31 protein-coding genes are annotated in these 26,651 nt (G+C 68.8%); 14 read left to right on the top strand and 17 right to left on the bottom strand.

Annotated features, from left to right (window positions below; genetic code table 11):
- Window positions 1-13: 13 nt before the first annotated feature.
- The gene (gene glgA / locus ABS642_RS02955; protein WP_350352196.1) at window positions 14-1,198 is read right to left on the bottom strand and encodes a glycogen synthase; all 1,185 of its coding nucleotides are present in this window, start codon (window positions 1,196-1,198) and stop codon (window positions 14-16) included.
- A gap of 70 nt (window positions 1,199-1,268) precedes the next feature.
- Here glgA and ABS642_RS02950 point away from each other — a divergent pair, with 70 nt between their 5' ends.
- Genes ABS642_RS02950 through ABS642_RS02940 form a run of 3 tightly spaced genes read left to right on the top strand, consistent with a single transcriptional unit; the run spans window position 1,269 to window position 3,935 of the window.
- Window positions 1,269-2,510, top strand: coding sequence for a glucose-1-phosphate adenylyltransferase (locus ABS642_RS02950; protein WP_350352195.1), 1,242 nt, complete (start codon window positions 1,269-1,271; stop codon window positions 2,508-2,510).
- Between the two features lie 50 nt (window positions 2,511-2,560).
- Complete coding sequence (serB, locus tag ABS642_RS02945) at window positions 2,561-3,196, top strand: phosphoserine phosphatase SerB (protein WP_350352194.1); 636 nt, start codon at window positions 2,561-2,563, stop codon at window positions 3,194-3,196.
- Between the two features lie 43 nt (window positions 3,197-3,239).
- The gene (locus tag ABS642_RS02940) at window positions 3,240-3,935 is read left to right on the top strand and encodes an alpha/beta hydrolase (RefSeq protein ID WP_350352193.1); all 696 of its coding nucleotides are present in this window, start codon (window positions 3,240-3,242) and stop codon (window positions 3,933-3,935) included.
- Window positions 3,936-3,959: 24 nt separating this feature from the next.
- Here ABS642_RS02940 and ABS642_RS02935 read toward each other — a convergent pair whose 3' ends face one another.
- Complete coding sequence (locus ABS642_RS02935) at window positions 3,960-4,670, bottom strand: beta-ketoacyl-ACP reductase (protein ID WP_045280106.1); 711 nt, start codon at window positions 4,668-4,670, stop codon at window positions 3,960-3,962.
- A 124-nt stretch (window positions 4,671-4,794) separates the two neighbouring features.
- Here ABS642_RS02935 and ABS642_RS02930 point away from each other — a divergent pair, with 124 nt between their 5' ends.
- Genes ABS642_RS02930 through ABS642_RS02915 form a run of 4 tightly spaced genes read left to right on the top strand, consistent with a single transcriptional unit; the run spans window position 4,795 to window position 6,829 of the window.
- Window positions 4,795-5,427, top strand: a complete 633-nt coding sequence (locus tag ABS642_RS02930; protein WP_350352192.1) for a DUF4190 domain-containing protein — start codon at window positions 4,795-4,797, stop codon at window positions 5,425-5,427.
- A 51-nt stretch (window positions 5,428-5,478) separates the two neighbouring features.
- Window positions 5,479-5,829, top strand: coding sequence for a DUF3099 domain-containing protein (locus tag ABS642_RS02925; protein ID WP_350352191.1), 351 nt, complete (start codon window positions 5,479-5,481; stop codon window positions 5,827-5,829).
- On the top strand, window positions 5,826-6,020 hold the full coding sequence (locus ABS642_RS02920; RefSeq protein ID WP_282216974.1) for a hypothetical protein: 195 nt from the start codon (window positions 5,826-5,828) through the stop codon (window positions 6,018-6,020). Before ABS642_RS02925 ends, ABS642_RS02920 begins: the two co-directional genes overlap by 4 nt.
- Window positions 6,017-6,829 carry an SURF1 family protein gene (locus ABS642_RS02915; RefSeq protein ID WP_350352190.1) on the top strand — a complete coding sequence of 271 codons (813 nt, stop codon included), beginning with the start codon at window positions 6,017-6,019 and terminating at the stop codon, window positions 6,827-6,829. The genes ABS642_RS02920 and ABS642_RS02915 overlap by 4 nt, the downstream gene beginning before the upstream one ends.
- Window positions 6,830-6,835: 6 nt before the next feature.
- Here ABS642_RS02915 and ABS642_RS02910 read toward each other — a convergent pair whose 3' ends face one another.
- From ABS642_RS02910 to ABS642_RS02890, 5 genes are read right to left on the bottom strand one after another with little or no spacing between them, the layout of a single operon-like run.
- Window positions 6,836-7,603 (bottom strand): hypothetical protein, encoded by a 768-nt coding sequence (locus tag ABS642_RS02910; protein WP_350352189.1) that lies wholly within the window; start codon window positions 7,601-7,603, stop codon window positions 6,836-6,838.
- Between the two features lie 3 nt (window positions 7,604-7,606).
- Window positions 7,607-8,041, bottom strand: a complete 435-nt coding sequence (locus ABS642_RS02905) for a cupin domain-containing protein (protein WP_350352188.1) — start codon at window positions 8,039-8,041, stop codon at window positions 7,607-7,609.
- Between the two features lie 36 nt (window positions 8,042-8,077).
- On the bottom strand, window positions 8,078-8,764 hold the full coding sequence (locus ABS642_RS02900; RefSeq protein ID WP_350352187.1) for an HAD hydrolase-like protein: 687 nt from the start codon (window positions 8,762-8,764) through the stop codon (window positions 8,078-8,080).
- 49 nt (window positions 8,765-8,813) lie between these two features.
- Window positions 8,814-9,371 carry a pyridoxamine 5'-phosphate oxidase family protein gene (locus ABS642_RS02895; protein ID WP_350352186.1) on the bottom strand — a complete coding sequence of 186 codons (558 nt, stop codon included), beginning with the start codon at window positions 9,369-9,371 and terminating at the stop codon, window positions 8,814-8,816.
- Window positions 9,372-9,428: 57 nt separating this feature from the next.
- On the bottom strand, window positions 9,429-11,027 hold the full coding sequence (locus ABS642_RS02890) for an ABC-F family ATP-binding cassette domain-containing protein (protein WP_350353387.1): 1,599 nt from the start codon (window positions 11,025-11,027) through the stop codon (window positions 9,429-9,431).
- Window positions 11,028-11,191: 164 nt separating this feature from the next.
- Between ABS642_RS02890 and ABS642_RS02885 the strand changes: the two genes are divergently transcribed.
- The 4 genes from ABS642_RS02885 to ABS642_RS02870 all read left to right on the top strand — a co-directional run bounded on the left by ABS642_RS02885 (window position 11,192) and on the right by ABS642_RS02870 (window position 15,135).
- On the top strand, window positions 11,192-11,809 hold the full coding sequence (locus tag ABS642_RS02885) for a VTT domain-containing protein (RefSeq protein WP_282216968.1): 618 nt from the start codon (window positions 11,192-11,194) through the stop codon (window positions 11,807-11,809).
- Window positions 11,810-11,814: 5 nt separating this feature from the next.
- Window positions 11,815-13,059 carry a sensor histidine kinase gene (locus ABS642_RS02880; protein WP_350352185.1) on the top strand — a complete coding sequence of 415 codons (1,245 nt, stop codon included), beginning with the start codon at window positions 11,815-11,817 and terminating at the stop codon, window positions 13,057-13,059.
- Entirely contained in the window at window positions 13,056-13,727 is a 672-nt protein-coding gene (locus tag ABS642_RS02875; RefSeq protein WP_350352184.1) for a response regulator transcription factor, read from the top strand. Before ABS642_RS02880 ends, ABS642_RS02875 begins: the two co-directional genes overlap by 4 nt.
- A gap of 97 nt (window positions 13,728-13,824) precedes the next feature.
- Window positions 13,825-15,135 (top strand): acyltransferase, encoded by a 1,311-nt coding sequence (locus ABS642_RS02870; protein WP_350352183.1) that lies wholly within the window; start codon window positions 13,825-13,827, stop codon window positions 15,133-15,135.
- 3 nt (window positions 15,136-15,138) lie between these two features.
- On the opposite strand, the gene ABS642_RS02865 is transcribed toward ABS642_RS02870, so the two are convergent.
- Together ABS642_RS02865 and ABS642_RS02860 are read right to left on the bottom strand one after the other, a co-directional pair.
- A complete protein-coding gene (locus ABS642_RS02865; protein ID WP_350352182.1) occupies window positions 15,139-15,732 on the bottom strand; it encodes an energy-coupling factor transporter transmembrane protein EcfT in 594 nt (197 codons plus the stop codon).
- The gene (locus ABS642_RS02860; protein WP_350352181.1) at window positions 15,729-16,427 is read right to left on the bottom strand and encodes an ABC transporter ATP-binding protein; all 699 of its coding nucleotides are present in this window, start codon (window positions 16,425-16,427) and stop codon (window positions 15,729-15,731) included. Before ABS642_RS02860 ends, ABS642_RS02865 begins: the two co-directional genes overlap by 4 nt.
- Before the next feature lie 90 nt (window positions 16,428-16,517).
- Between ABS642_RS02860 and ABS642_RS02855 the strand changes: the two genes are divergently transcribed.
- Window positions 16,518-17,102, top strand: coding sequence for a TetR family transcriptional regulator (locus ABS642_RS02855; protein ID WP_350352180.1), 585 nt, complete (start codon window positions 16,518-16,520; stop codon window positions 17,100-17,102).
- Here the strand turns inward: ABS642_RS02855 and ABS642_RS02850 are convergent.
- From ABS642_RS02850 to sufB, 7 genes are read right to left on the bottom strand one after another with little or no spacing between them, the layout of a single operon-like run.
- On the bottom strand, window positions 17,065-18,435 hold the full coding sequence (locus ABS642_RS02850; RefSeq protein ID WP_350352179.1) for an MFS transporter: 1,371 nt from the start codon (window positions 18,433-18,435) through the stop codon (window positions 17,065-17,067). The two genes, ABS642_RS02855 and ABS642_RS02850, sit on opposite strands and share 38 nt — an antisense overlap.
- Window positions 18,432-19,586 (bottom strand): aminotransferase class I/II-fold pyridoxal phosphate-dependent enzyme, encoded by a 1,155-nt coding sequence (locus ABS642_RS02845; RefSeq protein ID WP_350352178.1) that lies wholly within the window; start codon window positions 19,584-19,586, stop codon window positions 18,432-18,434. Before ABS642_RS02845 ends, ABS642_RS02850 begins: the two co-directional genes overlap by 4 nt.
- 2 nt (window positions 19,587-19,588) lie before the next feature.
- Complete coding sequence (locus ABS642_RS02840) at window positions 19,589-19,918, bottom strand: metal-sulfur cluster assembly factor (protein WP_046011974.1); 330 nt, start codon at window positions 19,916-19,918, stop codon at window positions 19,589-19,591.
- Between the two features lie 9 nt (window positions 19,919-19,927).
- Window positions 19,928-20,698: a Fe-S cluster assembly ATPase SufC gene (sufC, locus tag ABS642_RS02835; RefSeq protein ID WP_282216959.1), complete on the bottom strand. Its 771-nt coding sequence runs from the start codon at window positions 20,696-20,698 to the stop codon at window positions 19,928-19,930.
- Window positions 20,699-21,025: a non-heme iron oxygenase ferredoxin subunit gene (locus tag ABS642_RS02830; protein WP_350352177.1), complete on the bottom strand. Its 327-nt coding sequence runs from the start codon at window positions 21,023-21,025 to the stop codon at window positions 20,699-20,701.
- Window positions 21,022-22,227, bottom strand: coding sequence for a Fe-S cluster assembly protein SufD (sufD, locus tag ABS642_RS02825; protein WP_350352176.1), 1,206 nt, complete (start codon window positions 22,225-22,227; stop codon window positions 21,022-21,024). The genes ABS642_RS02830 and sufD overlap by 4 nt, the downstream gene beginning before the upstream one ends.
- Window positions 22,228-23,646 (bottom strand): Fe-S cluster assembly protein SufB, encoded by a 1,419-nt coding sequence (gene sufB, locus ABS642_RS02820; RefSeq protein WP_282216957.1) that lies wholly within the window; start codon window positions 23,644-23,646, stop codon window positions 22,228-22,230.
- A 234-nt stretch (window positions 23,647-23,880) separates the two neighbouring features.
- On the opposite strand from sufB, the gene ABS642_RS02815 reads away from it, so the two are divergent.
- Both ABS642_RS02815 and ABS642_RS02810 read left to right on the top strand, forming a co-directional pair.
- Complete coding sequence (locus tag ABS642_RS02815) at window positions 23,881-25,002, top strand: COX15/CtaA family protein (protein ID WP_350352175.1); 1,122 nt, start codon at window positions 23,881-23,883, stop codon at window positions 25,000-25,002.
- 66 nt (window positions 25,003-25,068) lie between these two features.
- On the top strand, window positions 25,069-25,539 hold the full coding sequence (locus tag ABS642_RS02810; protein WP_350352174.1) for a hypothetical protein: 471 nt from the start codon (window positions 25,069-25,071) through the stop codon (window positions 25,537-25,539).
- A 102-nt stretch (window positions 25,540-25,641) separates the two neighbouring features.
- Here the strand turns inward: ABS642_RS02810 and ABS642_RS02805 are convergent, their stop codons facing one another.
- Window positions 25,642-26,547, bottom strand: a complete 906-nt coding sequence (locus ABS642_RS02805) for a heme o synthase (protein ID WP_350353386.1) — start codon at window positions 26,545-26,547, stop codon at window positions 25,642-25,644.
- Between the last annotated feature and the right edge of the window lie 104 nt (window positions 26,548-26,651).

Genomic DNA, 26,651 nt, shown 5'->3' with positions numbered 1-26,651 from the left:
CAAGCCTATCGGCTCAGGGGGTGAGCTCCGCGTAGAGCGCGCGGGTGGTGTCGGCGATCGCGCCCCAGCTGAAATCGCTCCGCGCGCGCTCGCGTCCGGCCGCACCGTACTCGCGGGCCCGCTCCGGATCCATCGCCACCTCGGTGAGCACGGCAGCCAGATCGGCGACGTAGCGCTCGGGATCGACGGGCGTGCCCGTGCCGTCCTGCAGCTGCTCGATGGGCACGAGGCGACCCGTCACACCGTCCGCCACGACCTCGGGGATGCCGCCGGTCGCGGTGCCGACGACCGCCGCACCGCAGGCCATCGCCTCGAGGTTCACGATCCCCAGCGGCTCGTAGACCGACGGGCAGACGAACGTCGTCGCGGCGGTCAGGATCGCGGACAGCTCGTCACGCGGCAGCATCCGCTCGATCCAGATGACGCCGTCGCGGCTCTGCTGCAGCAGACGGACGCCTTCCTGCACCTCCGCCATGATCTCGGGGGTGTCGGGGGCGCCGGCGCACAGCACGAGCTGCACCTCCGGCGGCAGCAGCCGCGCTGCCTGGAGCAGGTACGGGAGACCCTTCTGCCGCGTGATCCGACCGACGAAGACGACGGACGGCCGCGTCGGATCCATCCCGATCGACTCCAGGAACGCCGCATCCTGCACCGGACGCCAGCGCTCGACATCGATCCCGTTGTGGATCACCCGCACCTTGGCGGGGTCGACATGGGGGTAGCTGCGCAGGATGTCGGCGCGCATTCCGGCACTGACCGCGATCACCGCCGCGGCGTTCTCGTACGCGAGCTTCTCGATCCCGCTGGACACCGCGTAGCCGCCGCCGAGCTGCTCGGCCTTCCACGGACGCAGCGGCTCGAGGCTGTGCGCGGTGAGCACGTGCGGTATCCCGTGCAGCTGCGACGCCAGGTGTCCGGCGAAGTTCGCGTACCAGGTGTGGCTGTGCACCACGTCAGCGTCGGCGATCGCCGAGACGATCTCGAGGTCGGTGCCCAGAGTCTGGAGCGCCGCGTTCGCGCCGGCGAGTTCCGCGGGGGCCTGATAGGCGAAAGTCCCCTCCTCGTCGCGCGGTGCGCCGAACGCGCGGACGCGCACATCGATGCTCTTCCGCAGCGCGGTGACGAGCTCGGCGACGTGCACACCGGCCCCGCCATAGATCTCCGGCGGGTATTCCTTGGTGATCATCTCGACTCGCATGCAATAGACGCTAGCGACTCACTTGTAAAGACGCTAGGAACCGGAAAGGAGTGGCATCTATGGTGGAGCCATGTCCGCTCCAAAGAAGGTCTTCGGGATCATCCTCGCCGGTGGCGAGGGCAAGCGCCTCATGCCCCTGACGGCCGATCGTGCCAAACCCGCCGTGCCCTTCGGCGGACAGTATCGACTGATCGACTTCGCGATCTCGAATCTCATCAACTCCGGCCTCCGCCAGGTCGTCGTGCTCACCCAGTACAAGTCGCACAGCCTCGACCGGCACATCTCGCAGACGTGGCGGATGTCCGCGCTCCTGGATTCGTACGTGGCGTCCGTGCCGGCGCAGCAGCGGCTCGGGAAGCGCTGGTTCTCCGGCTCCGCCGACGCGATCCTGCAGAGCATGAACCTCATCAACGACGAGAAGCCCGACATCGTCGTGGTCATCGGCGCCGACCACGTCTACCGGATGGACTTCCGTCAGATGCTCGAGGCGCACATCGCCTCCGGGGCGAAGGCCACGGTCGCCGGCATCCGTCAGCCGCTCGCCCTCGCATCGCAGTTCGGCGTGATCGATGCGGACGCCGAGACCGGCCTGATCAAGCAGTTCCTGGAGAAGCCGACCGACATCGCCGGCCTCGAGGACTCCCCCCACGAGGTGCTCGCCTCGATGGGCAACTACATCTTCGATGCCGACGCGCTGATCGCCGCCGTCGAGGCCGACGGCGAATCCCCCACCTCGGGACACGACATGGGCGGCGACATCGTGCCCTACTTCGTCGATCGCGGCGAAGCGGGCTACTACGACATGAAGCAGAACGAGGTCCCCGGCTCCTCGCCGCGCGACCGCTCGTACTGGCGGGACGTGGGGACGATCGACTCGTTCTTCGATGCCCACCGCGACCTGATCTCGACGCTTCCGATCTTCAACCTCTACAACATGGAGTGGCCGATCCACTCGCAGGCGGTCAACTCGCCGCCGGCGAAGTTCGTCCGGGACTCGGTCGGACGCATCGGCAACGCCATCGACTCGATCGTCTCACTCGGCTCCGTGCTCTCGGGCACGCACCTCGAGCGCAGCGTGGTCGGGCCGTGGACGCTCGCAGGCGGCGGCTCGACCATCACGGACTCGGTGGTGTTCGACCATGTGCAGCTGGGCCAGGGGTCGCGGGTGCATCGCGCGATCCTCGACAAGAATGTCGTGCTGGCCGACGGCGCGACCGTCGGAGTCGACCGCGAGCGCGACCTGGCGCGCGGCTTCACGGTCACCGAGTCGGGGATCACCGTCGTCGGCAAGGGTGTCTTCATCGAACGCTGAGTCGGTCACGCGGCGGGAAGACGGTGCGCGCGGTCGCTAGGCTCGAAGCCGTGACCTCCGCGCGATTCCTCGTCGTCCTCGATGCCGATTCCACCCTCATCCGCAATGAGGTGATCGAGCTGCTCGCCGACGAGGCGGGCCGCCGCGACGAGGTGCAGGCGGCGACCGAGGCGGCGATGCGCGGCGAGGTCGACTTCGCCGCGAGCCTGCGGTCGCGCGTGGCCGCGCTCGAGGGCGTGCCCGTGTCGGCGTTCGCCCGCGTCCGCGCACGGATCGAGCCGACGCCGGGGGTGCGAGAGCTCACGGCCGCCGTGCACGCACGCGGCGGTGTCGTCGGCGTGGTCTCCGGCGGGTTCCACGAGATCCTCGACAGCGTCGCCCCCGACCTCGGGGTCGACCGCTGGCGCGCCAACCGACTCTCGGTCATCGACGGAGCCCTCTCCGGCCACGTCGACGGCGACATCGTGGACGCCGCGGCGAAGGCCTCCTCCCTGCGCGAGTGGGCGGCCGAGATCGGCGTCGCGCCCCACGCGACAATCGCGATCGGAGACGGCGCGAACGACCTCCAGATGATGGCGGCGGCAGGTCTCGGCCTCGCCTTCAACGCGAAGCCCGCGGTGCGCGAGGCGGCGAGCCTGGTCATCGGCCCGCAGGACCTCGCCGAGGTCATCGCGCTGCTGCCCTGAGGATGCCGTGGCGGATGTCGGTGAGCCCCACTACCGTCGGGTCATGGACATCATCCTCATACCGGGACTCTGGCTCGACGCCTCCAGCTGGCACGACGTGATCCCCACGCTCGAGAGAGCAGGGCACCGCGTGCATCCGCTCACTCTGCCAGGCCTCGGTGCGCCGGCTTCCGAGTCGGCCGAGATCGGGATCGCCGACTGGGTCGACGATGCGACGCGCGTCCTCGACTCGCTTCCCGGCGAGGCCGTCGTGGTCGGGCACAGCGGCGGCGGCAACGTCGCGTGGGGCGTGGCCGACGCTCGTCCCGAGCGCGTGAGCCGCGTGATCTTCGTCGACACCGTGCCTCCGCCCTCCGGTAACGGCATCAGCGAGTTCGAACTGGTCGACGGCGTCGTGCCGTTCCCCGGGTGGGACTTCTTCCCCGACGAGGACGTCAGCGATCTCGACGAGGAGACGCGGTCGCGCACCGCTCCCCTGACGCACAGCGTGCCGGCACGGGTGCCGACCGACGAGATCGTCCTCACCGACAGTGCCCGCTACCGCATACCTGTGACGCTCCTCATGGGCGGGCTCGATCAGGAGACGTTCGAGGGGATGATCGATCAGTGGGGACCGTACGCCGACGAGTACCACGCGATCGATGACGCGGAGGTCGTCAAGGTCGGCTCCGGACACTGGCCGCAGTTCTCGGTGCCGGAGAAGATCGGCGAGCTGATCAACGCGGCGATCGCCCGCTGAGAGCTCGCGTCGCTCCTGCTGGGGTCAGTGCCCCATGCCCAATCCGCCGTCCACCGGGATGACCGCGCCGGAGATGTAGCCCGCGTCGTCGCCGGCGAGCCAGGTGACGACTCCGGCGACCTCGTCGGGCGTCGCGAAACGTCCGGCGGGGATGTTCGCCTTGTACTGCTTCTGGGTCTCCTCAGGAAGCTCGGCGGTCATGTCGGTCTCGATGAATCCGGGCGCGACGACGTTCGCGGTGATCCCGCGACCGCCGAGTTCCCGGGTGAGCGAGCGGGCGAACCCGACCAGAGCGCTCTTCGAGGCGGAGTAGTTCACCTGTCCGGCGGAACCGTAGAGTCCCACGACGCTGGAGATGAGGATGACGCGTCCGAAGCGGGCGCGGAGCATGCCCTTCGATGCGCGCTTCACGACCCGGAAGGTGCCGCCGAGGTTGGTCGCGACGACGCTGTCGAAGTCGTCTTCGCTCATGCGCAGGAGCAGCGTGTCCTTGGTGATCCCGGCGTTCGCGACGACGATCTCGACCGGACCGAGCTGCTGCTCCACCTCGGTGAACGCGGCGTCGAGGGCCGCGGCATCCGTCACATCAGCGCGGACCGTGAGCGTGCCCTCCGGGCCCTCCCCGGAACGTGCGGTGACGGCGACGCGATACCCGTCACGGACGAAGCGCTCGGCGATCGCGCGGCCGATGCCGCGGTTGCCTCCGGTGACGAGGACGACGCGCTGAGCACTCATGGATATCACTCCTGATCTGAACCGGGGTCTCGGAGCCTCCGAGCCCTGATCGATCCTATCGAGGATGCCCCGCAGACCTGAGGCGTGGCGTTTGACAGGAGCAGGCCACCCTGGAACTCTGAACGTGACGAAAGGGCTTCCGCGTGAGCGACAACAGCTTCCCTCCCCCGCCGGCGAGCAGGTTCCACCGCCGCCTCCCGCGCCCACGCCTCCGGCTCTGCCGCCTGCCCAGCCCGTGCAGGCGTATCCGGGAGCCGCGCCCGCGTACGGTCAGGCACCCCCGCCTCCCGCCGGATACCCGGCGCCTCCCGCCGCCCCGCCCCAGCCGGGGTACGCGATCGCCCCGAGCCAGCCCGTCTACAGCGCAGCGCCCGTCCCGCAGGGGTACGGCGCCGCACCTGGTCAGCTTCCGCCGCAGCAGCCCGGCTACGCGCCGTACGTCACACCCGGCTACCCCATGCCCGCTGCACGACCGACCAGCGGTCTTGCCATCACCTCGCTGGTCTGCGGCATCGCCGGGATCGTGCTGTTCTGGGCCGTCGTCCCGATGCTGGCCTCGATCGTCGCGGTGATCACCGGTCACATGGCGCTCGGCCAGACCAAGCGCAACCCCGCGCTCGGCGGTCGCGGCATGGCGTTCGCCGGTCTGATCACCGGATACGTCGTCGTGGCGCTCCTGGTGTTCACGATCGTGTCGACCGTCATCAGCCTGCTCTTCTTCGGCGCGTTCACCCTCCCGTTCCTGTTCTCCAGCTGAGCGCGAATCCCGCACGCCGCGCGCCCTGCACCGGCGTAGGCTGGACTCATCGTGAAGAACACGCGTCAGGTCCCGGCTGTCACCTCCCTCCCGCAGTCCCCGCGGGATGAGGCTGACCATCGTGTGCGCCGGTACGCCCTCACGATGACGATCCGCATCGCGTGCTTCGCCCTGATGGTGCTCGTCCAGCCGTACGGCTGGTACACCTGGGTCTTCGGGTTCGCCGCTGCCGTGCTGCCGTACATCGCCGTGGTGTTCGCGAATGCGGGGAGCGACAGCACCGAGACCATCGCGGAGTCCCCCGTGCAGGAGCTGGAAGCACCACGACCCGAGCCGACCGTCATCGAGCCCACGGATCCCACGGTGTACACGATCCGCGAAAGCCGGCAGGACGGATCGTGACCGAGTTCGAATGCTCGCGCGCCGGATGCCGGAGCGCGGCGACCAGGAGTGTGATCTGGCGGAATCCCCGCATCCACGCCGCTGACCGCGAGAAGGTCTGGCTCGCCTGCGAGGAGCACGTCGAGTTCTTGCGCGACTACCTGGCCGCGCGGGACTTCCCGGTGACCGTGCGGGACGGTGTCCCTGCATGAGCAAGAGGATGACCCGGTGGGGCGTGTATGTGCTCGTCGCGATCGGATTCGCGATCGCCTGCGCCTTCCTGTCGAACTGGCAGTTCGAGCGCAACGAGTCCCGGTCCGAGCAGATCGCGCTCATCGAGCAGAACTACGACGCCGACCCCGTGCCCCTGGCCGACCTCATCGGCGACGACGGTGCGCTCGAACCGGGCGACCAGTGGCATCCGGTGATGCTGCAGGGCGAGTATCTCGCCGATCAGCAGCTGCTGGTGCGCAACCGTCCGCACGGCGGCACGAGCGCCTTCGAGGTGCTGGTGCCCTTCCGTGACGCCGACGGTCGTGTGTTCATCGTGGACCGCGGGTGGGTGCCGCCGGGCGACGGCGATGCCCCCGACGCGGTGTCCGCACCGCCGAAGGGCGAGGTCACCGTGATCGCGCGACTGCGCCAGAGCGAGCAGGTCCCGGCTTCCGGCCGCGGCGCGCCCGAGGGCCAGGTTCCGACGATCAACCTTCCGACGATCGCCGACCTCGTCGAGGGCGACGTGATCACCGGCGCCTACGGTCAGCTCATCAGTGAGGACCCCGCGGCCGACGCCGCGCTCGGCGGGTTCGACTCCCCCACCGACGACCCCGGCCCGCACCTCTCCTATGCGATCCAGTGGATCCTGTTCGCGCTGATGGGCTTCGTGTTCATCGGCTACATCATCCGGACCGAGATCGTGAAGCATCGCGAGGACCAGGAAGACGCGCCCGCGCCGGCCAGGAAGACGCGTCGCCGCGACAAGGACGCCGACGTCGAGGACGAGCTGCTCGACGCGCGCTGAGACCGATCAGCTCCAGGCCCTGACCTCCGAGATGACGGCGGTCTTGGGATAGGCGCCCGAGGGGGCGCCGACCTCGAAGAGATCGATCAACAGCATCAGCGGATAGTCCGGTGCCTGCGGTATGCGCCGGAGCACGCGCCCTTCACAGCCGATCGTCGTCTCGCCATCGCCCCAGATCACGGTCCAGGTGTGGGGCGCGCTCGCATCGAACGGGAGCACCACCTCGGCCATGTCGGTGATGAGCCGCGGATCATGGTGCGCCTTGATGCCCGTCCGCGCTCGCGTCACCGTGGATACGGCGTCGGCGTCGATCTCGAAGATGCAGATCTCGCCAGAATCGGTCTCGGAGAGATGCTCCGTTCCGACGAGCCAGGCCGCGAGCATGCACCCTTGGTCGGTGCTTGCAGCGACGGTCAGATCGATGCGTCCCCGCGACGGGGCGAACAGCAGGCGTGTCGGCATCGCGGTCCGCACCTCGAGACCGTCGGGACGATGGCGGTGGGTCCCTCGCGTCGAACCGACGGCACCGGAGAAGACCGCGGTCTGCAGGTTCGACACGCGCATCGGAGCGTCCTCCTCACGCCAGTCGAGCTGGTCGGAGTCGATCCGGAGCTCGAGACCAGACTCGACGACCCGGTACCGTGCTTCCGACCGCTCGGGGACGGTCCACTGCGGAAGGTAGTGCGCGATCCACTTCTCCGCATCGAGTCCGTCCTGGAAGTCGTCGGTGAAATCCGGCGACCGTGATGGCGTCGGCGTCAGGGTCTCATCCATGGGTCAGTCGATCCAGGGCATCGGCTTCTCGGGCAGTCGCGAGCTGTCGTCGGGAAGGTGGGGCAGTTCTTCGCCACCCGCGCGGAGGCAGAGCCAGCGCAGCTCGCCCCCGCTGTTCGGGCGGGCTCGCCAGGTTCGGGCGACACCCTGCCCCACACGGATCACCGTTCCCGGGCCCACCTCGACGACGTCGTCGTCGAGTCCCATCTGGCCGCGGCCGGCGAGGAAGACGTAGACCTCTTCGATCTTCCGATGCACGTGCCAGTAGCCGGCCTCCTCACCGGGTTCGAGCGCATTCGCCGTCATCCCGATGTACTGCATGGTCAGCTCGTGGTCGACGACCCGGCGCCCATCTCGCGATCGCGTCTCGTCGAAGCCGCCGTGGTGCCCGCGCCACTCGTCGAGAGCCCCGATCTCCACCACCTGATATCCGCTCACGCTTCTCTCCTCTTCTGTCGTCGAGTGCTCACCTGATCATCCTGCCTGCGCGTCGAACTCTCCTGTGATGTTCGATGCGGATGGCGATTGGCCTCCCAGCAGCATCGGCAGATCCTCGAGGGTGGAGATCCGCCGAGCTGATCCGGCGTGCGACCCGTGCCCCGCCTCGAAATGCAGGAACTCCGTTCCGAGGTCTTCGGCGATCTCGTGGTCGTGATTGGTGTCACCGATGATCAGGACATCACCCGGCTCGAGTCCTGACGTCGTCAGCCAGCTTCGGATGACATCGTGCTTGGAGGCGCGGTACGGGTCATCGATCGTGAGGACCGCCTCGAACGCGCCGTCCAGATCATGCGGTTCCATCTGGCGCTCGAGCGCCTGTGCGACGGTGGCCGATGCGAGAACCTGTCGAATCCCGAGGCCACGGATGGCGGCGACGGTGGTGTGCGCGCCCGCATGGAGTCGAGCCTCGCCTACCCGCAGTGCCAGTCGCTCCAGGTAGGCGGTCGCGGCGACGACGAAGCGATCGTCGTCGACGCCCACGGAGCGGTAGAAGTCCCGGATCGGGAACCGGAAGACGGATCGATAGGCCTCCAGATCGGCCAGCGGCTCACGCCCGTGCTCGACGATCACAGTGTTCATGACCTGTCGGCAGATCTCCGCGTCATCGAGCAGGGTGCCGTTCCAGTCCCAGCAGACCGCGCGGATGTGGGCGAGACTCATCCGTTCACGCTACTGCCGGTCACCGACACCGCCCACGCTCTCGGCGAGATCAGTCCCGGATGATCGAGTGCGTCCATCCGTCGCCGACGGGCTCGTACACGACGCGCGTGTGGCGGCGGTCGCGGGATCCCTGCCAGAACTCGATCCGCGCAGGGACCACGCGCCAGCGAACCCAATCTCCGGGGGCGACACCCGCCTGCGCCGCGGCCGATCGCGCCGCGAGATCGGCCGCGCTCTCCTCGGCCGCCGCCTCTTCCACGCGACCGCGCACCCGAACCGCGCGCACCTGCGGCTGCCACCAGAAGTTTAGCGCCGCGGCCGGCGAGGCAGCGAGGTGCTCGCCCTTGCGTGAGGAGCGCGTGCTGGCGAAAGCCCATCCACCCGCGTCGATCCCCTTGAGGATCAGCGTCCGCGCATCGGGCACACCCGCTGTGTCGACGGTCGCGAGGGTCGCAGTGTGCGGTTCGGGGACGCCGTCGGCATCCGCGCGCAGGATCCATTCACGGAAGAGGATCGTCGGCTCCGCAGGCAGTGCGTCGAGATCCCACTCCGGCGCGACTCCGGTCAGCGCGTGACGACCGCGAAGCCAGTCGTTCAGAGGGGGCATCTCACGGTCCTGAGCGTCGAACATCACGCTCTCGACTATGCCATGCCCGCGTGCCGGCTACGCCAGCTCGATCAGGTCCTGGTAGTCCTGGCTCCAGATGTCCTCGACACCGTCCGGCAGGATCAGCACCCGCTCCGGGTTCAGGGACTGCACGGCGCCGGGGTCGTGCGACACGAGCACGACCGCGCCCTCGTAGTGCGCGAGGGCTCCGAGGATCTCCTCGCGCGACGCGGGATCGAGGTTGTTCGTGGGCTCGTCGAGCAGCAGCAGGTTCGCGGACGACACGACGAGCGTCGCGAGCGACAGACGCGTCTTCTCCCCACCGGAGAGCACACCGGCCGGCTTCAGGACGTCGTCGCCGGTGAACAGGAACGAGCCGAGGACCTTGCGCGCTTCGGTCTCGGTGATGTGCGGAGCCGCGGAGACCATGTTCTCCAGCACCGAGCGCTTGACGTCGAGGTTCTCGTGCTCCTGCGCGTAGTAGCCGACCTTGAGGCCGTGGCCCGGCTCGAGCTGACCGGTGTCGGGCTGGTCGACACCGGCGAGCATCCGCAGGAGCGTCGTCTTTCCCGCACCGTTGAGTCCGAGGATGACGACCTTGGAGCCGCGATCGATCGCGAGGTCGACGTCGGTGAAGATCTCCAGCGAGCCGTACGACTTCGACAGACCGGATGCCATGAGCGGCGTCTTGCCGCAGGGCGCGGGCTTCGGGAACCGCAGCTTCGCGACGCGGTCTTCCTGGCGCACGTCGTCGAGTCCGGCGAGCATCTTCTCGGCGCGCGCCACCATCTGGTGAGCGGCCGCGGCCTTGGACGCCTTCGCACCGAAGCGCGCCGCCTGCAGCTGCAGCGTGGTCGCCTTCTTCTCGACGTTGGCGCGCTCCTTCTTGCGGCGCTCCTCGTCCGCCACCCGCTGACGCAGGTAGTTCTTCCAGTTCATGTTGTAGGTGTCGATGACCTGACGGTTGGCGTCGAGGTAGAACACGCGGTTCACGGTCTCGCCGACGAGCTCCACGTCGTGACTGATCACGATCAGCCCGCCCTTGTACCCCTTGAGGAACTCGCGCAGCCAGACGACGCTGTCCGCGTCGAGGTGGTTGGTCGGCTCGTCGAGGATCATCGTCTGCGCGTCCGAGAACAGGATGCGCGCGAGTTCGATTCGACGACGCTGACCGCCGGAGAGCGTCGACAGCGGCTGGTCGAGGATGCGGTCGGGCAGCGAGAGGTTGTGCGCGATGGAGGCGGCCTGCGCCTCGGCCGCATAACCACCCTGGGCCTCGAACTTCTCGGTGAGGGCGGCGTAGCGCTTCATCGCCTTCTCGGCGACAGCAGGATCATCCGACGCCATGGCGAGCGACGCCTCGGTCATCCCGAGGTTCAGCTGGCCGAGGCCGCGGGCGTCGAGGATGCGAGTCCGCGCGAGATCCTCCGGATTGCCGGAACGCGGGTCCTGCGGGAGGTAGCCGAGCTCGCCCGAACGCGTCACGGTGCCGTCGGACGGCAGCACGTCGCCGGCGAGCACCTTGGTCAGCGTGGTCTTCCCGGCGCCGTTGCGACCGACGAGTCCGATCTTGTCGCCGTCGGCGACGCGGAACGAGACGTTCTCCATGAGCAGGCGCGCGCCAACGCGGATCTCGAGGTCGTGCACGGCAAGCACAGCGGATGTCCGTTCGTTCAAGGGGAGAGAGTCGGCCGATGGGCCAGCCTCCCAGTATAAGCGGCACCGCAGGGAGTGACGGTCAGGAAGATCAGTCCGGAGAGTGAGAGGGACGATACCCGAGAGGGATGCCGCCCCTGGCACGCGCTCCGTACCGTGCAGGAGTGGACATCCTCAACGAGCTCATCATGCAGGCGATCGCCTCACCCTGGCTCTACCTCGTGCTGTTCGTCGTGACGATCATCGATGGCTTCTTCCCGCCGGTTCCGAGCGAGACCGTGCTGGTCGCGGCAGCGGCCGTGGCCGTGTCGTCCGGAGACGGGAACCTGCTGCTCCTCGGCGCGGTCGGCGCCCTCGGAGCCGCGATCGGCGACAACATCGCCTTCGCGATCGGCCGGAAGCTCGGGACGACCCGCTTCGCGTGGATGCGACGTCCACGGGTCGCCGCCGCGTTCGCGCACGCTCAGACAGCGTTGGATCGCCGCAGCGCCGTACTGATCCTCGGCGCCCGCTACATTCCCGTGGGACGGGTCGCAGTCAACATGTCCGCCGGCGCACTCGGCTTCCCCTGGCGGCGCTTCCTCCCCCTGAGCCTCATCGCCGGACTGAGCTGGAGCATCTTCAGCCTCGCCATCGGCCTGCTCGCGGGTGCCTGGATCAAGGACCAGCCGCTGCTCAGCGCCGGGCTCGGCATCGGCATCGCCCTCGTGGTCGGCTTCGTGATCGACCGGGTCGCAGCCGCCCGTCGACGACGCGAGACCGTTCCCCGACTGGCAGGATGACAGACATGGCACGTCGCAGAGAGCGCAACCCGCGCCGTCCGCGGATCAATCCGCGGACGGCGGCGTTCGCGGCGCTGTGCGCGGCGATGATCGTGCTGTACGCGAACCTCGTCCCGATCCAGACCGTTCTCCTCGGCACGCCTCTCCCGCTGGCGTTCATCCTCGGCGCCGCCCTCTGCGCGTCGCCGCTCCTCGCGATCCCCCATCCCCGCTGGGCCATCGCGCTGTTCAGCGCCGCGGCCTTCATCCTGCCGCTGCTCGTCGTCCCCGAGCTCGCGACCCAGTCACCCTGGCCGTGGTCGGTACCCGCGCTCCTGACCTTCGTCCTGTTCGTCGGAGTGGTGACGTTCGTCCACGGCGCACGGGTCGGCGTCTTCCCCCTCGTCATCGGCGTGGTCGTGTCGCTCGCCGCGCCCGTCCTGCGTCCGGACATCATCGCGACGCCCGGATCAGCCGGAAGCGCCACCGCCGACCTGATCGTGACCTCGTCGATCGCCGCGGCGATGCTCCTGATCGCCGCCCTCGTGGCCGGCCGGCTGCGGGTGTCGGCGGAACTGACGCGCGAGAAGGAGCACAGCGCCCTCGAGGGTTCACGCCGGGCCCTCGTCGAGGAGCGCACGCGCATCGCGCGCGAGCTCCACGACGTCGTGGCTCACAGCATGTCGGTGATCCAGGTGCAGGCGTCGACCGCGCGCTACCGTCTTCCCGAGATCGGCGAGTCCGCGTCGGCCGAGTTCGACGACATCGCGGCGACGGCCCGCGCCTCTCTCACCGAGATGCGGCGCATGCTCGGCGTGCTCCGCACCGAGGACCAGAGCGCCGAACTCGCTCCGCAGCAGGGCATCGACGACGTGCCGGCGCTCGTGGACAGCATCCGTCGCGCCGGCGTCGAGGTCGGGCTGGTGATCGAAGGCGGAGACGCCGCCGCCGCTGCGAACCCCGCCGTGCAGATCGCCACGTTCCGCATCATCCAGGAGGCCCTGAGCAACGCGGTGCGTCATGCCCCGGGCGCCCGCATCGCCGTGCGACTGCACGCGGACGCCGCGTCGATCCGCATCCGCGTGCACAACGCCGCGCCCCCGCGCAGCCCGGAAGACCACGGCACCGGCTACGGCCTCCGCGGCATGCGGGAGCGGTCCGAACTACTGGGCGGCAGTCTCTCCGCCGGCCCGGACGGCGTCGGAGGGTGGACCGTCGAGGCGTCGCTCCCCGTCGGCGACGGCCCCACCATCGAGAAGGAGACCACGTGACCATCAGCGTGCTCATCGCCGACGACCAGGCCATGGTCCGCGCGGGATTCGCCGCCCTGCTCGATGCCCACGAGGGCATCCGCGTCACCGGGCAGGCTGCGACCGGCGCCGAGGCGGTCACGCTTGCGGCCCGCGTCGACCCCGACGTGATCCTGATGGACGTGCGGATGCCGGAACTCGACGGCATCGAGGCCACCCGGCGCATCCTCGGTCCGAACTACCCCGCCGCGCACGTGCCGCGGATCCTGATGCTCACCACGTTCGACATCGACGACTACGTGTACGACGCGCTGGAGGCCGGGGCCAGCGGGTTCCTGCTCAAGGACGCCCTGCCGGAGGAGCTCGTGCATGCGGTGCGGGTCGTGGCCGGCGGTGATGCCCTACTGGCGCCGAGCGTCACGCGACGCATGATCGAACAGTTCGCCGGACGACGTCCGCGAAGTCCCAGAGCGACGACGGCGCTGGCCGAGCTCACCGAGCGCGAGCGGGAGGTGCTCGTGCTCATCGGAAAGGGACGTTCGAACACCGAGATCGCCGCCGATCTGTTCATCGCCGAGCAGACGGTGAAGACGCACGTCGGAAAGGTGCTGGCGAAGCTGAACCTGCGCGACCGCGTCCACGCGGTGATCCTCGCCTACGACACCGGGCTCGTCGAACCGTCCTCCTGACTCATCCTCCGGTAGGGGGAGAGAACGGGACCGGAGAGTGATGCCTCCGCGTGCACCGCGTCCATAGTCTTCGGGAACACCGTTCCGAGGAGGACTCATGACCATCGCCCAGGCGCCGCGCACGGCGACTCCCACTCCCCCGCCGCGCGCCTCGCGCGACACCGGGATCGACCTCGTCAGGGCCCTGTGCGTCCTGGGGGTCGTGCTGCTCCACTCGATCATGGTCGGCGTCACCGTCACCGACGCGGGGCCGCTCTTCGAGAACGCCAGTGACAGCACTTGGTGGATCGCGCCGCTCAGCTGGGTGCTCCAGGTGATGCCCCTCTTCTTCGTGATCGGCGGATTCTCGGGCCTCCTCGCGTATCGGCGTCTGCAGCAGCGAGGCGGGACGGCGACCGACTTCGTCGCGGGGCGGATCCACCGCCTCCTGCGACCCGCGATCTTCACGGTCGTCGTCGTCGGATTCGCCCTCGCCGTCCTCACCGTGATCGGCGTCCCCGCCGACCTCATCGCCACCGCCGGCTTCCGCTACGGTCAGCCGCTGTGGTTCCTCGGCGTGTTCGTCCTCTGCCAGGCGCTCCTGCCGGTGCTCGCGGCGGCGCACGAGCGCGCTCCGTTCGTGACGATCGCGGCGCTGGCGACGGCATCCGTCCTGGTCGACGCGCTGCGCGCCATCAGCGGCATCGACGGCCTGGGCTTCCTGAATCTCGCCTTCGTCTGGATGACGCTCCAGCAGCTGGGCTTCTTCCTCGCCGACGGCCACATCGACGCCCTCAGCCGCCGCACGCGCACGCTCGCCATCGGCGGAGCGGTCGGGCTCCTGGCGGCTACCTTCCTCACCGGTGTCTACTCCCCCGACCTCATCGCGAACATCAACCCGCCCACGGCGGCGCTTCTGCTCGTCGGCGTGGCGCACACCGGGGCGCTCTCGCTGCACCGCGACAGGATCGAGCGCCTCAGCCGGCGCCCCCTCCCGGCCGCGTTCACCGGATTCGTGACGCGACGCGCCATGACGATCTACCTGTGGCACATGCCGATCCTGCTGGCCATGGCCGGCATCACCGCAGTCTTCGCGCTGCTCACCGGTGCCGCCCTTCCCGCTCTCGACAGCGCGGACTGGTGGGCAGGACGCCCTCTGTGGCTCGCCACGGCTCTCGCCCTCACGGCCGCCGCCGCCCTGACTTTCACCCGATTCGAGACGCAGGCCGCCCCCGAGCCGACGCGCTCGACGCGCGGGCTCGCACTGGGCACGCTGCTGGGACTGATCGGCATCGTGATGCTCCTGGTGCTCGGCACGTCCGTGGCGACCGCGATGATCGCCGTCGCTCTCCTCGCCGCATCTCTCCGCCTCGCTCGGCGCGCGCCCACCGAGACGATGCCCGGCCGCGCGACGTTCGCCCTCGCGTGACCGTCAGCCGATGCCGCGAGCGGCCAGCGCGTCGCCCACGTCGTCGGCGTGACGCAGAGCGAGCACGAGCATCGGGACGACCGCTCGCGGGCCGAGCCGCACACCGCGTGCTCGGCCCGCCTCACGCACCCGTTCCGCGAACCCCGCGACCACCGGGATCATCGTGAGGGTGAGCGAGATCGTCATCGCCACCGCCTCCGCATCGACGCCGATGCGGCGGAGCGGATGCAGCAGCCGGCGCAGGACGTCCAGAAGCGCGGACATCGGGGTGGTGAGCGTCAGCAGGCTCGCCAGCAGGAGCAGCACGACGACGCGCCCGGTGCTGATCCACGCCGCGACCGGGGAGACGAACACCGTCAGCGCGGTGGCGAGCACCAGGACGATCCACCGGAGGCGCCAGAGTTCAGCGCCGAGCACGCGTGACCCCAGTCGCCCCACCCCGTAGAGCGCGCACACCGCGAGGAGGGCGATGCCGATGCTCAGCGGATCATGCGGGTACAGCGAGAGCACCAGCGCGGCGACCGCGAGGAGGCCGAGCTTGACGCCCGCCGGCGCGCGGTGGAGCAGGCTCGACCCCGGCCGGTGGAGCGGGATCATCCGCAGCTCCGCCGATACGCCTCGATGACGTCGTCCGGCGCACCTGAAGCCGTCACGCGGCCCTCGTCGAAGAGCACGGCCGTGTGGCAGCGCGCGGCGAGTTCGAGGTCATGGGTCACGAGCACGACCTGCGCCGACTGCGCGAGCAGCAGATCGGCGATCCGACGCGCATTCCGCAGGTCGAGGAGTGTGGTCGGCTCATCCGCCACGATCACCCGCGGCTCCGTGATGAGGACCGATGCCAGGGCGAGCATCTGCTTCTGGCCCCCGGACAGCGTCGACGCCGGGACGTCGGCGTGGCCGGCGAGCCCCTGGGCGGCGAGGGTCTCCCGCACTCGCACCTGGGCCCGGGCGCGCGACAGGCCGCGGAGCGAGAGCGCGAGGTCCTCCGCGGGCGTGGGCATGAGGATCTGCGCCTCCGGGTTGGCGAACACGAAGCCGACGCGACGGCGCACGAGTGCACGGTCGCGCACCGTGTCCAGGCCGTCCACGGTCACCTGCCCTGTGGTGGGGGCGACGAGCCCGTTGAGCAGACGTGCGAACGTCGACTTGCCCGAACCGTTCGCGCCGATGACGGCGATGGTCGGCGCGGTCAGGTCAACCGTCACATCGTGGAGCACGGCGCGACCGTCGAAGTCGACCGAGACACCCTCGACCGCGATCGACGCACGGGCTGTCGTGACGACCTTCTCCATCCGCGGTCCTCTCGTCGGCGGAGCGCTGCCACCTCGCGGGCAGCCCTCCTGAACACCGTTCACCTGAACGCTGTTCACTATAGTGAGAGCATGAGCCCCGAACACAATCCGGCACGGCACGACCGCGAGAGCGTCGCACGCACGGCCCTCGCGCTGCTCGACGAGGTGGGCCTCGCCGATCTCTCCATGCGGCGCATCGCCGGACGGCTCGACGTGCAGCCCAGCGCGCTCTACTGGCACTTCTCCAGCAAGCAGGAGCTCCTCGCCGATCTCGCGGACCGGATCACAGCGATCATCCACGGAACCGGGGCGGGAGTGCTCACGACGGCACGGAGCATCCGCGACGCGCTCTTCGCCCACCGCGACGGCGCGGAGCTCGTGCTCAGCACCTACGCCCTCCGACTCGGCGCCTCGCCCGCGCAGGCCGCCCTGGCGAGAGCCCTCGAGAACGAGGGTGCCACGGACGTCGAGCAGCGCGCGGTCGCGATCCTGCACTTCATCCTCGGGCACGCGACTCTCGTGCAGCAGCGCATGCACGCCGACAGTCACGGGGCCCTGCTCGGCGGGGACGAGAACGACGTCACCGCCGGACTGGACCGCGTCTTCGATCTCGGCGTCACCGCTCTCACGGGTGCGATCAGCGCGGCAGCGACTCCGCCGCGTGACCGAGCCTGAGCCCGGGCACGACCGCCAGCAGCACCAGCGCGATCCCGAACGCGAACACGGCCCCGAAGGCCCCCGCTCCACCGCCGAGCGTGGCGACGCCGAGACCCGCGAGGGCGATCGCCACGGCTGATCCTGTGGCATCCGAGATCGACAGCGCGGAGGAGTTGAACCCCTGGTTGGTCTCGTCGGAGTAGGCCAGCGTGAGCACGGTCAGACGGGGATACAGCAGCCCCATCCCTCCCCCGGCAAACGCCCAGCCGACGATGACGACGACCGGCGTGACACCCGTCAGCGCGGCCACGAGCACGCAGATCATCGCGAAGAGGATCAATCCGAGACTGATCAGGGTGATGCGATGGTTGCCCAGTCTCTCCCCGTACTTTCCCTGCACCGCGGACGCACCCGCCCAAGCGAATGCCGCCAGCATCAGGGCCACGCCGGCCCAGGTGGCCGTGAACGCGTACCGCTCCATCAGCAGGTAGGGGATGTAGGCCTCGGCTGCGAAGAACGCCCCCGCGGCGATACCGCGCATGAGCACGACGCTGGGCAGTCCCGGTCCGGCGCGGAGCGTGCGTCGCGGCACCAGCGGGAGCACGGCGAACGCGATCACCGCCACCGCGACGAGTGCGACAGGCCATCCGACCGCGGGTGCCATGTCGGCGGAGAATCCGATCACCACGGCGAGAACCGCGACCACCACGGCGAGCAGCAGCCTCGTGACGAGCGCACGCCCGTCTTGAGGCTCGCCGTGACCGAGGTCGACCCCACGGAGTCGCACCGCGATCATGAGGAAGGCCGCTGCGGTCAGGACCGCGACGCCGAGGAACGCCCAGCGCCAGTCCAGGTACTCCGCGACAGCCCCGGCGAGGAACGGTCCGACCATGGAGGGCACCACCCACGCCGCGGCGAACGCGGCGAAGATGCGGCCGTGCAGGTGCGCGGGGTAGAGCCGCGCCACCACGACGTACAGCGCGACGGTCTGACCGCCCGTGCCGAGGCCCTGCACCAGCCGTCCGACGAGAAACTGATGCATCGTCGTGGCGAGGCCGGAGATCAGGAGACCGGCGACGAAGAGCGTCACCGCGACATAGAGCGCGCCGCGCGGCCCGCGGGCGTCGGACCATGCCCCTGCGGCGACCATGCCGATCACACTCGTCGCCAGGGTTCCGGCGAACGCGACGGCGTAGAGCGACTGACCGTCGAGCGCCTCGCTCACCACCGGCATGACCGTCGTGACCGCCAGCGCCTCGATCGCCGCGAGGAAGATCAGGGCGACCGCGCCGAGCGTGACCCAGATACGGTGGCGATCCCAGATCGACGCGGCGGGTTCCGCCGGCGTCATCGGCCGACGAGCGCCGCGATGCGCTCGATGGCCTCGGTGATGATCTCGGGGCTCGTCCCGAAGTTCAGTCGCACGTGTCCAGCCCCCTCGGCGCCGAAGGCCGGGCCGAAGTGGAGCGCCACCCTGGCGACCTTCAGGATCCTTCGGGCGGGGTTGTCGCCCCACTCCAGAGCCGAAAGATCGATCCAGGCGAGGTAGCCGGCATCGGGGATGCGGTACCGCGCACCGGGCAGACGCGCGGCGAGCAGATCCTCCAGGAGCACCCGATTCTCATCGAGCGTGCGCAACAGTCCGTCAAGCCACTCGTCGCTCTCCTCAGAGAACGCGGCGACCGCGGCGAGCAGTCCGAACTGCCCCGTGCGCCACTCGACCTCGACGGGGAGTCCGCGCACGACGGCGCTGGTCTCGTCGTGCGCGGTGACCATCAGGGCGCACTTGAGTCCGGCGAGATTGAACGCCTTGCTCGCGCTCACGACCGCATAGCCGACGCGCTGTGCCGCGTCGCCCGCCGTCAGGAACGGCGTGAAGCCGGTGCCGGGCTGAGCGAGCGGTCCGTGGATCTCGTCGGAGACGACGGCGGCGCCGAACTCCTCGGCGATCTCGGCGAGAGTCGTCAGCGCGTCGCGATCGTGCACAGTCCCGGTCGGGTTGTGCGGATTGCAGAGCAGGATCGCCGTCGCCCCGTCTTCGAACGCGGAGCGGATGCCGTCGAGATCGAGTTCCCACGCCGTCCCGGTGTCGCGCAGCGGAACGCGTGTCACCTCCGCGCCGGCCTCGGCGACGAGCTCGTAGAACGGCGGATAGACCGGAGGCGTGACGATGACGCGGTCGCCGGGCTGCGTGACGCGTCGGAGGATCTCGACGATCCCCATGCTCACGTCGGCCGTGCTCCGCATGCGCGCGGGGTCAGGATCCCACCCGTAGCGACGGGAGGCGAACGCGGCGAAAGACTCCGCCAGCGGCGTCCGAGAGGCCACGTACCCGGTGTCGCCGATCTCGACGGCGCGCTGAAGTGCGGTCGTGATGGCCGGCGCCAGCGGAAAGTCGGTCTCCGCGACGAACAGCGGCAGGACGTCAGCGGGATACTCCCGCCACTTCTCGCTGCTGCGCTCGCGGAGTTCCGCCAACGGCAGGGCCGTGACGCGGAGCATCCCTAGATCGCGAAGCCGAGGGCGCGCATCATGTCGCGCCCATCGTCGGTGATCTTCTCGGGACCCCACGGCGGCATCCACACCCAGTTGATGCGGAAGCGATCCACGACCTTGTCCAGCGCCTCGGCGGTCTGCTCTTCGAGGACGTCGGTCAAGGGGCAGCCCGCGCTCGTCAGCGTCATGTGGATCACGAGAGCATCGTTCTCGTCATCCCAGGCGAGGTCGTAGATGAGACCGAGGTCGACGACGTTGATCCCGAGCTCGGGATCCATGACGTCCTTCAGAGCCTCGGTGACCTCGTCGTACTTCTGGTCGGTGAGCGTCGCGGTCATGCGGTCAGCCTACGCCTCGATGGGGGCAGCGGGGTCGAGGAAACGGTCGTATCCCTCGTCCTCGAGCCGGTCGGCGAGCTCGGGTCCGCCCTCTTCGACGATCTTGCCGGCGACGACCACGTGCACGTAGTCGGGACGGATGTAGCGGAGGATGCGCGTGTAGTGCGTGATGAGCAGCACACCGAGGCCGGTGGACTCCTTCGCACGGTTGACGCCCTCGGAGACGATCTTCAGCGCGTCGACGTCGAGGCCGGAGTCGGTCTCGTCGAGGATCGCGAACTTCGGCTTGAGCACCTCGAGCTGCAGGATCTCGTGACGCTTCTTCTCGCCGCCCGAGAAGCCCTCGTTGACGTTGCGCTGCGCGAACTTCGGGTCCATGCGCAGGTTGGACATGGCCGCCTTGACGTCCTTGGTCCAACCGCGGATCGCCGGCGCTTCGCCGTCGAGGGCCGTCTTGGCCGTGCGCAGGAAGTTCGTCACGGTGACGCCCGGGATCTCCACCGGGTACTGCATCGCGAGGAACAGGCCGGCACGAGCACGCTCGTCGACGCTCATGGCGAGGACGTCCTCGCCGTCGAACGTGATGGAGCCGGAGGTCACCGTGTACTTGGGGTGACCCGCGATCGTGTAGGCGAGCGTCGACTTGCCCGAGCCGTTGGGGCCCATGATCGCGTGGGTCTCACCCGTGTTCATGGTGAGGGTGATTCCGTTGAGGATCGGGGTAGTCCCCGACTCGGTCTCGACCGTCACAAACAGGTCGCGGATCTCGAGAACAGACATTCAGACTTCCTTCGTCACGGTCGGGTCGATGAGCACGTCGTCGCCGTCGATCTCGACGACGTAGACCGGGACGGGCTCATAAGCGGGGAGGTTCTGGGGCTTGCCGGTGAGCAGCGAGAAGGCGGAGCCGTGGGCCCAGCACTCCAACGTGTCACCTTCGACGAAGCCCTCGGAGAGCGAGATGTCGCCGTGCGTGCAGACGTCGCCGATGGCGTGGATCACGCCGTCGCCGTCCTTGATCACCGTGATCGGCACACCGGCGGGATCGACACGCAGCGGCGTGTCCTGCTCGAGGTCGGCGACGCCGCACACGCGTTCGGCGGTCATGCGTCGACCGCCGCGAGTTCGGTCTCGATGGCGTCGAGCAGCTCCGTCTCCAGAGCCGGGATATCGAGGCGTTGCACGATGTCGGTGAGGAAGCCGAGCACGACGAGCCGTCGTGCCTCTTCTTCACTGATGCCGCGCGCCTGCAGGTAGAACAGCTGCTCGTCGTCGAAACGACCGGTCGCACTCGCGTGGCCGGCGCCAAGGATGTCGCCCGTCTCGATCTCGAGGTTCGGGATCGAGTCGGCGCGCGCGCCCTCGGTGAGCACGAGGTTGCGGTTCGCCTCGTAGGAGTCGGTGCCGTTGGCGTTCGCGCCGATCAGCACGTCGCCGATCCAGACGCTGTGCGCACCCTTACCCTGCAGGGCGCCCTTGTACAGCACGTCGCCCTTGGTGTGCGATCCCTTGTGGTGCAGGTAGACCTGGCTCTCGAGGTGCTGACCGGCATCCGCGTAGGAGAGGCCGTAGAGGTAGCCCTCGGAGCCGGCGCCGGCGAGCTCGACGTTCGGGTTGACCCGGACCACGCCGCCGCCGAAGCTGACGACGAAGTGCTTGAGCGTCGCATCCGCTCCGACGCGGGCCTGGTGCGCGGAGGCGTGCACGGCGTCGTCCTGCCACTGCTGCAGGCTGATGACCGTGAGCTTCGCACCGTCGCGGACGATGATCTCGACGTTCTGCGCGTACTGCGCCGAACCCGTGTGCTGGAGGACGACGGTCGCGGAGCTGTGCTCGAGCGCCTCGATCACGATGTGCGCGTCGGCGCGGCGATCGGCGCCGAGGCCGGTGATCGACACGAAGACGGGCTCCGCCACCTCTTCCTCGCGCGGGATGCGCACGTGCAGGGCCTCGGTCGCGCCCTGCCAGGCGACCGCCGCCGTCACGTCCTCGGCGAGGAAGACCTCGCCACGCGGAGCATCGCCGGCTGCGAGCGGGGCGGAGACGTACTGCTCCCCCGCACTGAACTCGTAGCGGACGCCGTCGTTCGGCGACGCGACGGCGAACAGCGACGTCAGCTTCGCGACGGGCGTGTGCTTCCAGTTGACCTCGCGCCCCGTCGGCGCGCCGAAGTCGGCGGGCTCGAAGGAATGCGGCCGCTCGGAGCGGGTCTGCACGGGGACGAAGCCCGCGGCGGCGACCTGTGCTGCCGGGTCGATGTGCGCGTTCGTATCCTGCGTCCCTGCGGACGCCGTAGCCTGAGCCGTCATCTAGCCGACACTGCCTTCCATGCCCATCTCGATGAGCTTGTTCAACTCCATCGCGTACTCCATCGGCAGCTCGCGCGCGATCGGCTCGATGAAGCCGCGCACGATCATCGCCATCGCCTCGTCCTCGGGCATGCCGCGGGACTGCAGGTAGAACAGCTGCTCCTCGCTGACCTTCGAGACCGTGGCCTCGTGGCCGAGCTGCACGTCATCGACGCGGATGTCGATCGCCGGATAGGTGTCCGAGCGTGACTTCGTGTCGACCAGCAGCGCGTCGCAGCGCACGGTGTTCGCGGAGTGGTGCGCGTTGGCATCCACCCGGACCTCGCCGCGGTAGCCGGCTCGTCCGCCGCCGCGGGCGATCGACTTCGAGACGATCGACGACTGCGTGTACGGAGCCATGTGGATCATCTTCGCGCCGGCGTCCTGGTGCTGGCCGGGGCCGGCGAACGCGACGGAGAGCGTCTCACCCTTGGCGTGCTCGCCCATCAGGTAGATCGACGGGTACTTCATCGTCACCTTGGAGCCGATGTTGCCGTCGACCCACTCCATGGTCGCGCCCTCGTGGGCGACGGCACGCTTGGTGACGAGGTTGTAGACGTTGTTCGACCAGTTCTGGATCGTCGTGTAGCGCACGCGGGCGTTCTTCTTCACGATGATCTCGACCACGGCGGAGTGCAGCGAGTCCGACTTGTAGATCGGGGCCGTGCAGCCCTCGATGTAGTGGATGTAGCTGTCCTCGTCGGCGATGATCAGCGTCCGCTCGAACTGGCCCATGTTCTCGGTGTTGATGCGGAAGTAGGCCTGCAGGGGGATCTCGACGTGCACGCCCTTGGGGACGTAGACGAACGAGCCGCCCGACCAGACGGCGGTGTTGAGCGCGGCGAACTTGTTGTCGCCGGCCGGGATGACCGTGCCGAAGTACTCCTCGAAGAACTCGGGGTGCTCGCGCAGGGCCGTGTCGGTGTCCATGAAGATGACACCCTGCTGCTCCAGGTCCTCGCGGATCTGGTGGTAGACGACCTCGGATTCGTACTGCGCGGCGACGCCGGCGACGAGACGCTGGCGTTCAGCCTCGGGGATGCCGAGGCGCTCGTAGGTCTCGCGGATCTCGACAGGCAGGTCCTCCCAGGACTGCGCCTGCTTCTCCGTCGAACGCACGAAGTACTTGATGTTGTCGAAGTCGATCTCGCTGAGGTCTGCACCCCAGGTCGGCATCGGCTTCTTGCCGAAGAGCTGGTATCCCTTGAGACGGGTCTTCAGCATCCACTCGGGCTCATGCTTGAGGGCCGAGATGCCGCGGACCACCTCTTCCGAGATTCCGCGTTTCGCAATGGCTCCGGCGGCATCTTCATCGTGCCAGCCGAACTCGTACACCCCCAGGCTGTCCAGCTCTGGGCGGTCGATCAGCACATCCGACATCTCACACTCTCCTCACAGGTCCCGAAACGGTGTCATCCGCCCCGGCACACGTGATCCCCGTCGAGTCTGCGGGAGTGTGTGCCGTTGGTTGGGCCCTCATCACCGGCGCATTCATCGCGCCTAAACTGTTGTCGATGCTGCAGCGCTGTCAGCGCTCATCGCAACAATCCGATTCTACAGGTTTCGCCTGACAACCGGGCCGTGCCCGCCGAGTCAGCCCGGTCCGGAGGACCCATGCCCGACACGAAGATGCCCGCCGCCATCGCGAAGACCGGCGACGGTCCGGGGGCGACAGCGACGCGACCCGCCGTGTGGGGGCGTGCACTTCGGATCCTCGCCTGGCTGTCGTTCCTCACCGAGACCATCATCATCGGCACAGGTGGCGCCGTGCGCCTCACCGGTTCGGGACTCGGATGCTCGGAGTGGCCGCTGTGCACGCCGGAATCGCTCGTTCCGACGCCGGAGCAGGGGATCCACGGCGTCATCGAGTTCGGCAACCGGATGATGACCGGCGTGGTCGGGATCATCGCGATCGCGGTCGTCCTGCTCGTGCTTCACCGCATCGGCGGCCGGCGTGCGCTGGTCAGTTCGCTCTGGTTCGCCGGCGGCGGGATCGTGGCCGCGGTCGTCGCCTACGCGATCGCGCGCCCCATCAGCAAGGATCTGGCCTTCCCCGTCGCGGCGGCCGTGCTGCTGCTGGTCGTGATCGCCGCGGCGGTGTACTCAGTGCGTGCAGCCACCGAGCGCCGAGATCTCATCCTGCTCGCCTGGATCACGCTCGTCGGCGTGGTCGCGCAGGCGTTCGTCGGCGGCATCACCGTGCTCACCGGCCTGAACCCGTTCATCGTCGGCTTCCACTACACGTCGTCCCTCCTGCTCGTCTGCGTGACCGCAGCCTTCCTCGTGCGTCTTTACGCGGCGCCCGGCCCGCGCGAGCGCGCCGTGCCGAAGTGGTTCGCGATCCTCAGCCACGTCACGGGGCTCGCTCTGGCCGCCACGATCGTGTTCGGCGTACTGACGACCGGCTCCGGCCCCCACTCGGGCGATGCCGACGTGTTCCGCCACGGCTTCGACGCGACCGTGCTCGCGCACGTGCACTCCTGGCCCGGGTACATCCTCGCCGGGCTCGTGCTCGCCCTGACGATCTCGGCCTGGGTTCTGCGCCTGGAGCCGCGTCGCTGGCTGCTCGTGCTGGTCATCGCCATCGCCGTGCAGGTCGGCGTCGGCGTGCTGCAGGCTCGCGAGGGCCTCCCTCCCCTGCTGGTCGGCATCCACATGGTGCTCGCCTCGCTGTCGGCCGCCGCGTACACGGTCGTCGTGCTGCATCTCAAGCGACCGGTCGCTCAGGAGGACTGACCCCGCACAGGCGATCCATAGGGCCCGCATCGGCGTCTCATCAGCGCATCGGGAATCGTGGGCCGCATGAACACCTCACTCACACGAAGCATCGGATTCTGGCTCCTCCTGGTCGTGTCCCTCGCCACGACGGCAGTCGGCGGCTGGCTCATCTCCGGCCAGATCGGCACGATGACGACCACCCTGCTCGATGGCACCGCCACCGGCGTCGAGGTCTACGTCGGGCAGTCCCTCGTCGTCGTGGGCGCCGGTGTGCTCGCTGCCGGGATCGTCGGCATCCTGCTCACCCTCGGACTCGTCGCGGCGCGATCGCTCGTTCCGGCGCCCGCGCCCGCGGTCGTCGAGGCGATCGACTGGACGGCCGAGCCCGAGGAGAAGGCCCTGTCGGTCGAGACGGCATCGACGACGGTCGAGGGCTCGGTCGGCGCCACTCACGATGCGGAGCCTGCTGCCGCCGCCGATGAAGAACCCGCCGACGCAGAGCCTTCCGACACCGAGGCGGAGTCCGAAGAGACGACTCCGGCGGTCACGCGCTGATCGATCGCCTCACAAGGAGCGGCGTCGAGCGATCGGCGCCGCTTCGTCGTCTCCGCACCACCGCGGCGACGGGCTCGCGGTCGAGACTGGAAAGTCAGCCGGTCAGAACGGGAGCAGCGGATCGAGCGCGACGGCGACGAAGATCAGCGTCAGGTACGTGATCGACGCGTGGAACACCCGCATCGGCCGCGCCTCGGTGCCGTGCACGGCCCGGTTGTAGAGACGGTGCGACTCGTAGATGAACCATCCGCCGAACACGAGCGCCGAGACGGTGTAGACCAGTCCCATGTTCGCGATCGGGACGAGCAGCAGCGAGCACGCCACCGTCGCCCAGGCGTACAGGATGACCTGGAGCCCGACCTGCGAGGCGTTGCGCGTGACACCGAGCATCGGCACGTCGACGTCCTCGTAGTCGCCCTTGTACTTCATCGACAGCGGCCAGTAGTGCGGCGGCGTCCAGAGGAAGACGAGCAGGAAGAGGATGAACGCCGGCCAGTCGAGCGAGCCGGTGACGGCGGACCATCCGATGAGCACGGGGAAGCATCCGGCGATCCCGCCCCAGATGATGTTCTGCTCGGTGCGGCGCTTGAGGATCATCGTGTAGATCACGACGTAGAAGAAGATGGCGACGGCGGAGAGTGTGGCGGCGAGCCAGTTCGTGGTGAGCCACAGCCAGACCGTCGACGTCACGGCGAGCGTCCAGGAGAAGATCAGTGCACCGCGCGGGGTGACCTCGCCCGTCACCAGCGGGCGCTTCTCGGTGCGGTGCATGTGCGCATCGATGTCGCGATCGAGGTACATGTTGAACGCGGCGGCGGAGCCGGCGCTCAACGAGCCTCCGACAACGGTCGCGAGCACGAGCCACATGTTCGGGAGTCCGCCTTGAGCGAGGAACATCACCGGAACGGTGGACACCAGCAGCAGCTCGAGGACGCGCGGTTTGGTGAGGGCGACGTACGCCTTCACGGTGCGACCGATGGATTTCCTCACAACGGTCTGATCAGACATCGTCGAGATCTCGATCGCCTCCTCCGCACGCGTCACGACAGCCCTTCCAGTCTATGGCACACCGGCCGGGCGCCTTGTCCGCTGACGGCTTCACACCCGCTCTC

Source organism: Microbacterium sp. A8/3-1 (genome assembly GCF_040267695.1).
In the GTDB taxonomy this organism is placed as follows: domain Bacteria; phylum Actinomycetota; class Actinomycetes; order Actinomycetales; family Microbacteriaceae; genus Microbacterium; species Microbacterium luteolum.
The sequence above is the reverse complement of the archived record's forward strand: the minus strand, read 5'-3'. Positions and strand labels throughout refer to the sequence as shown.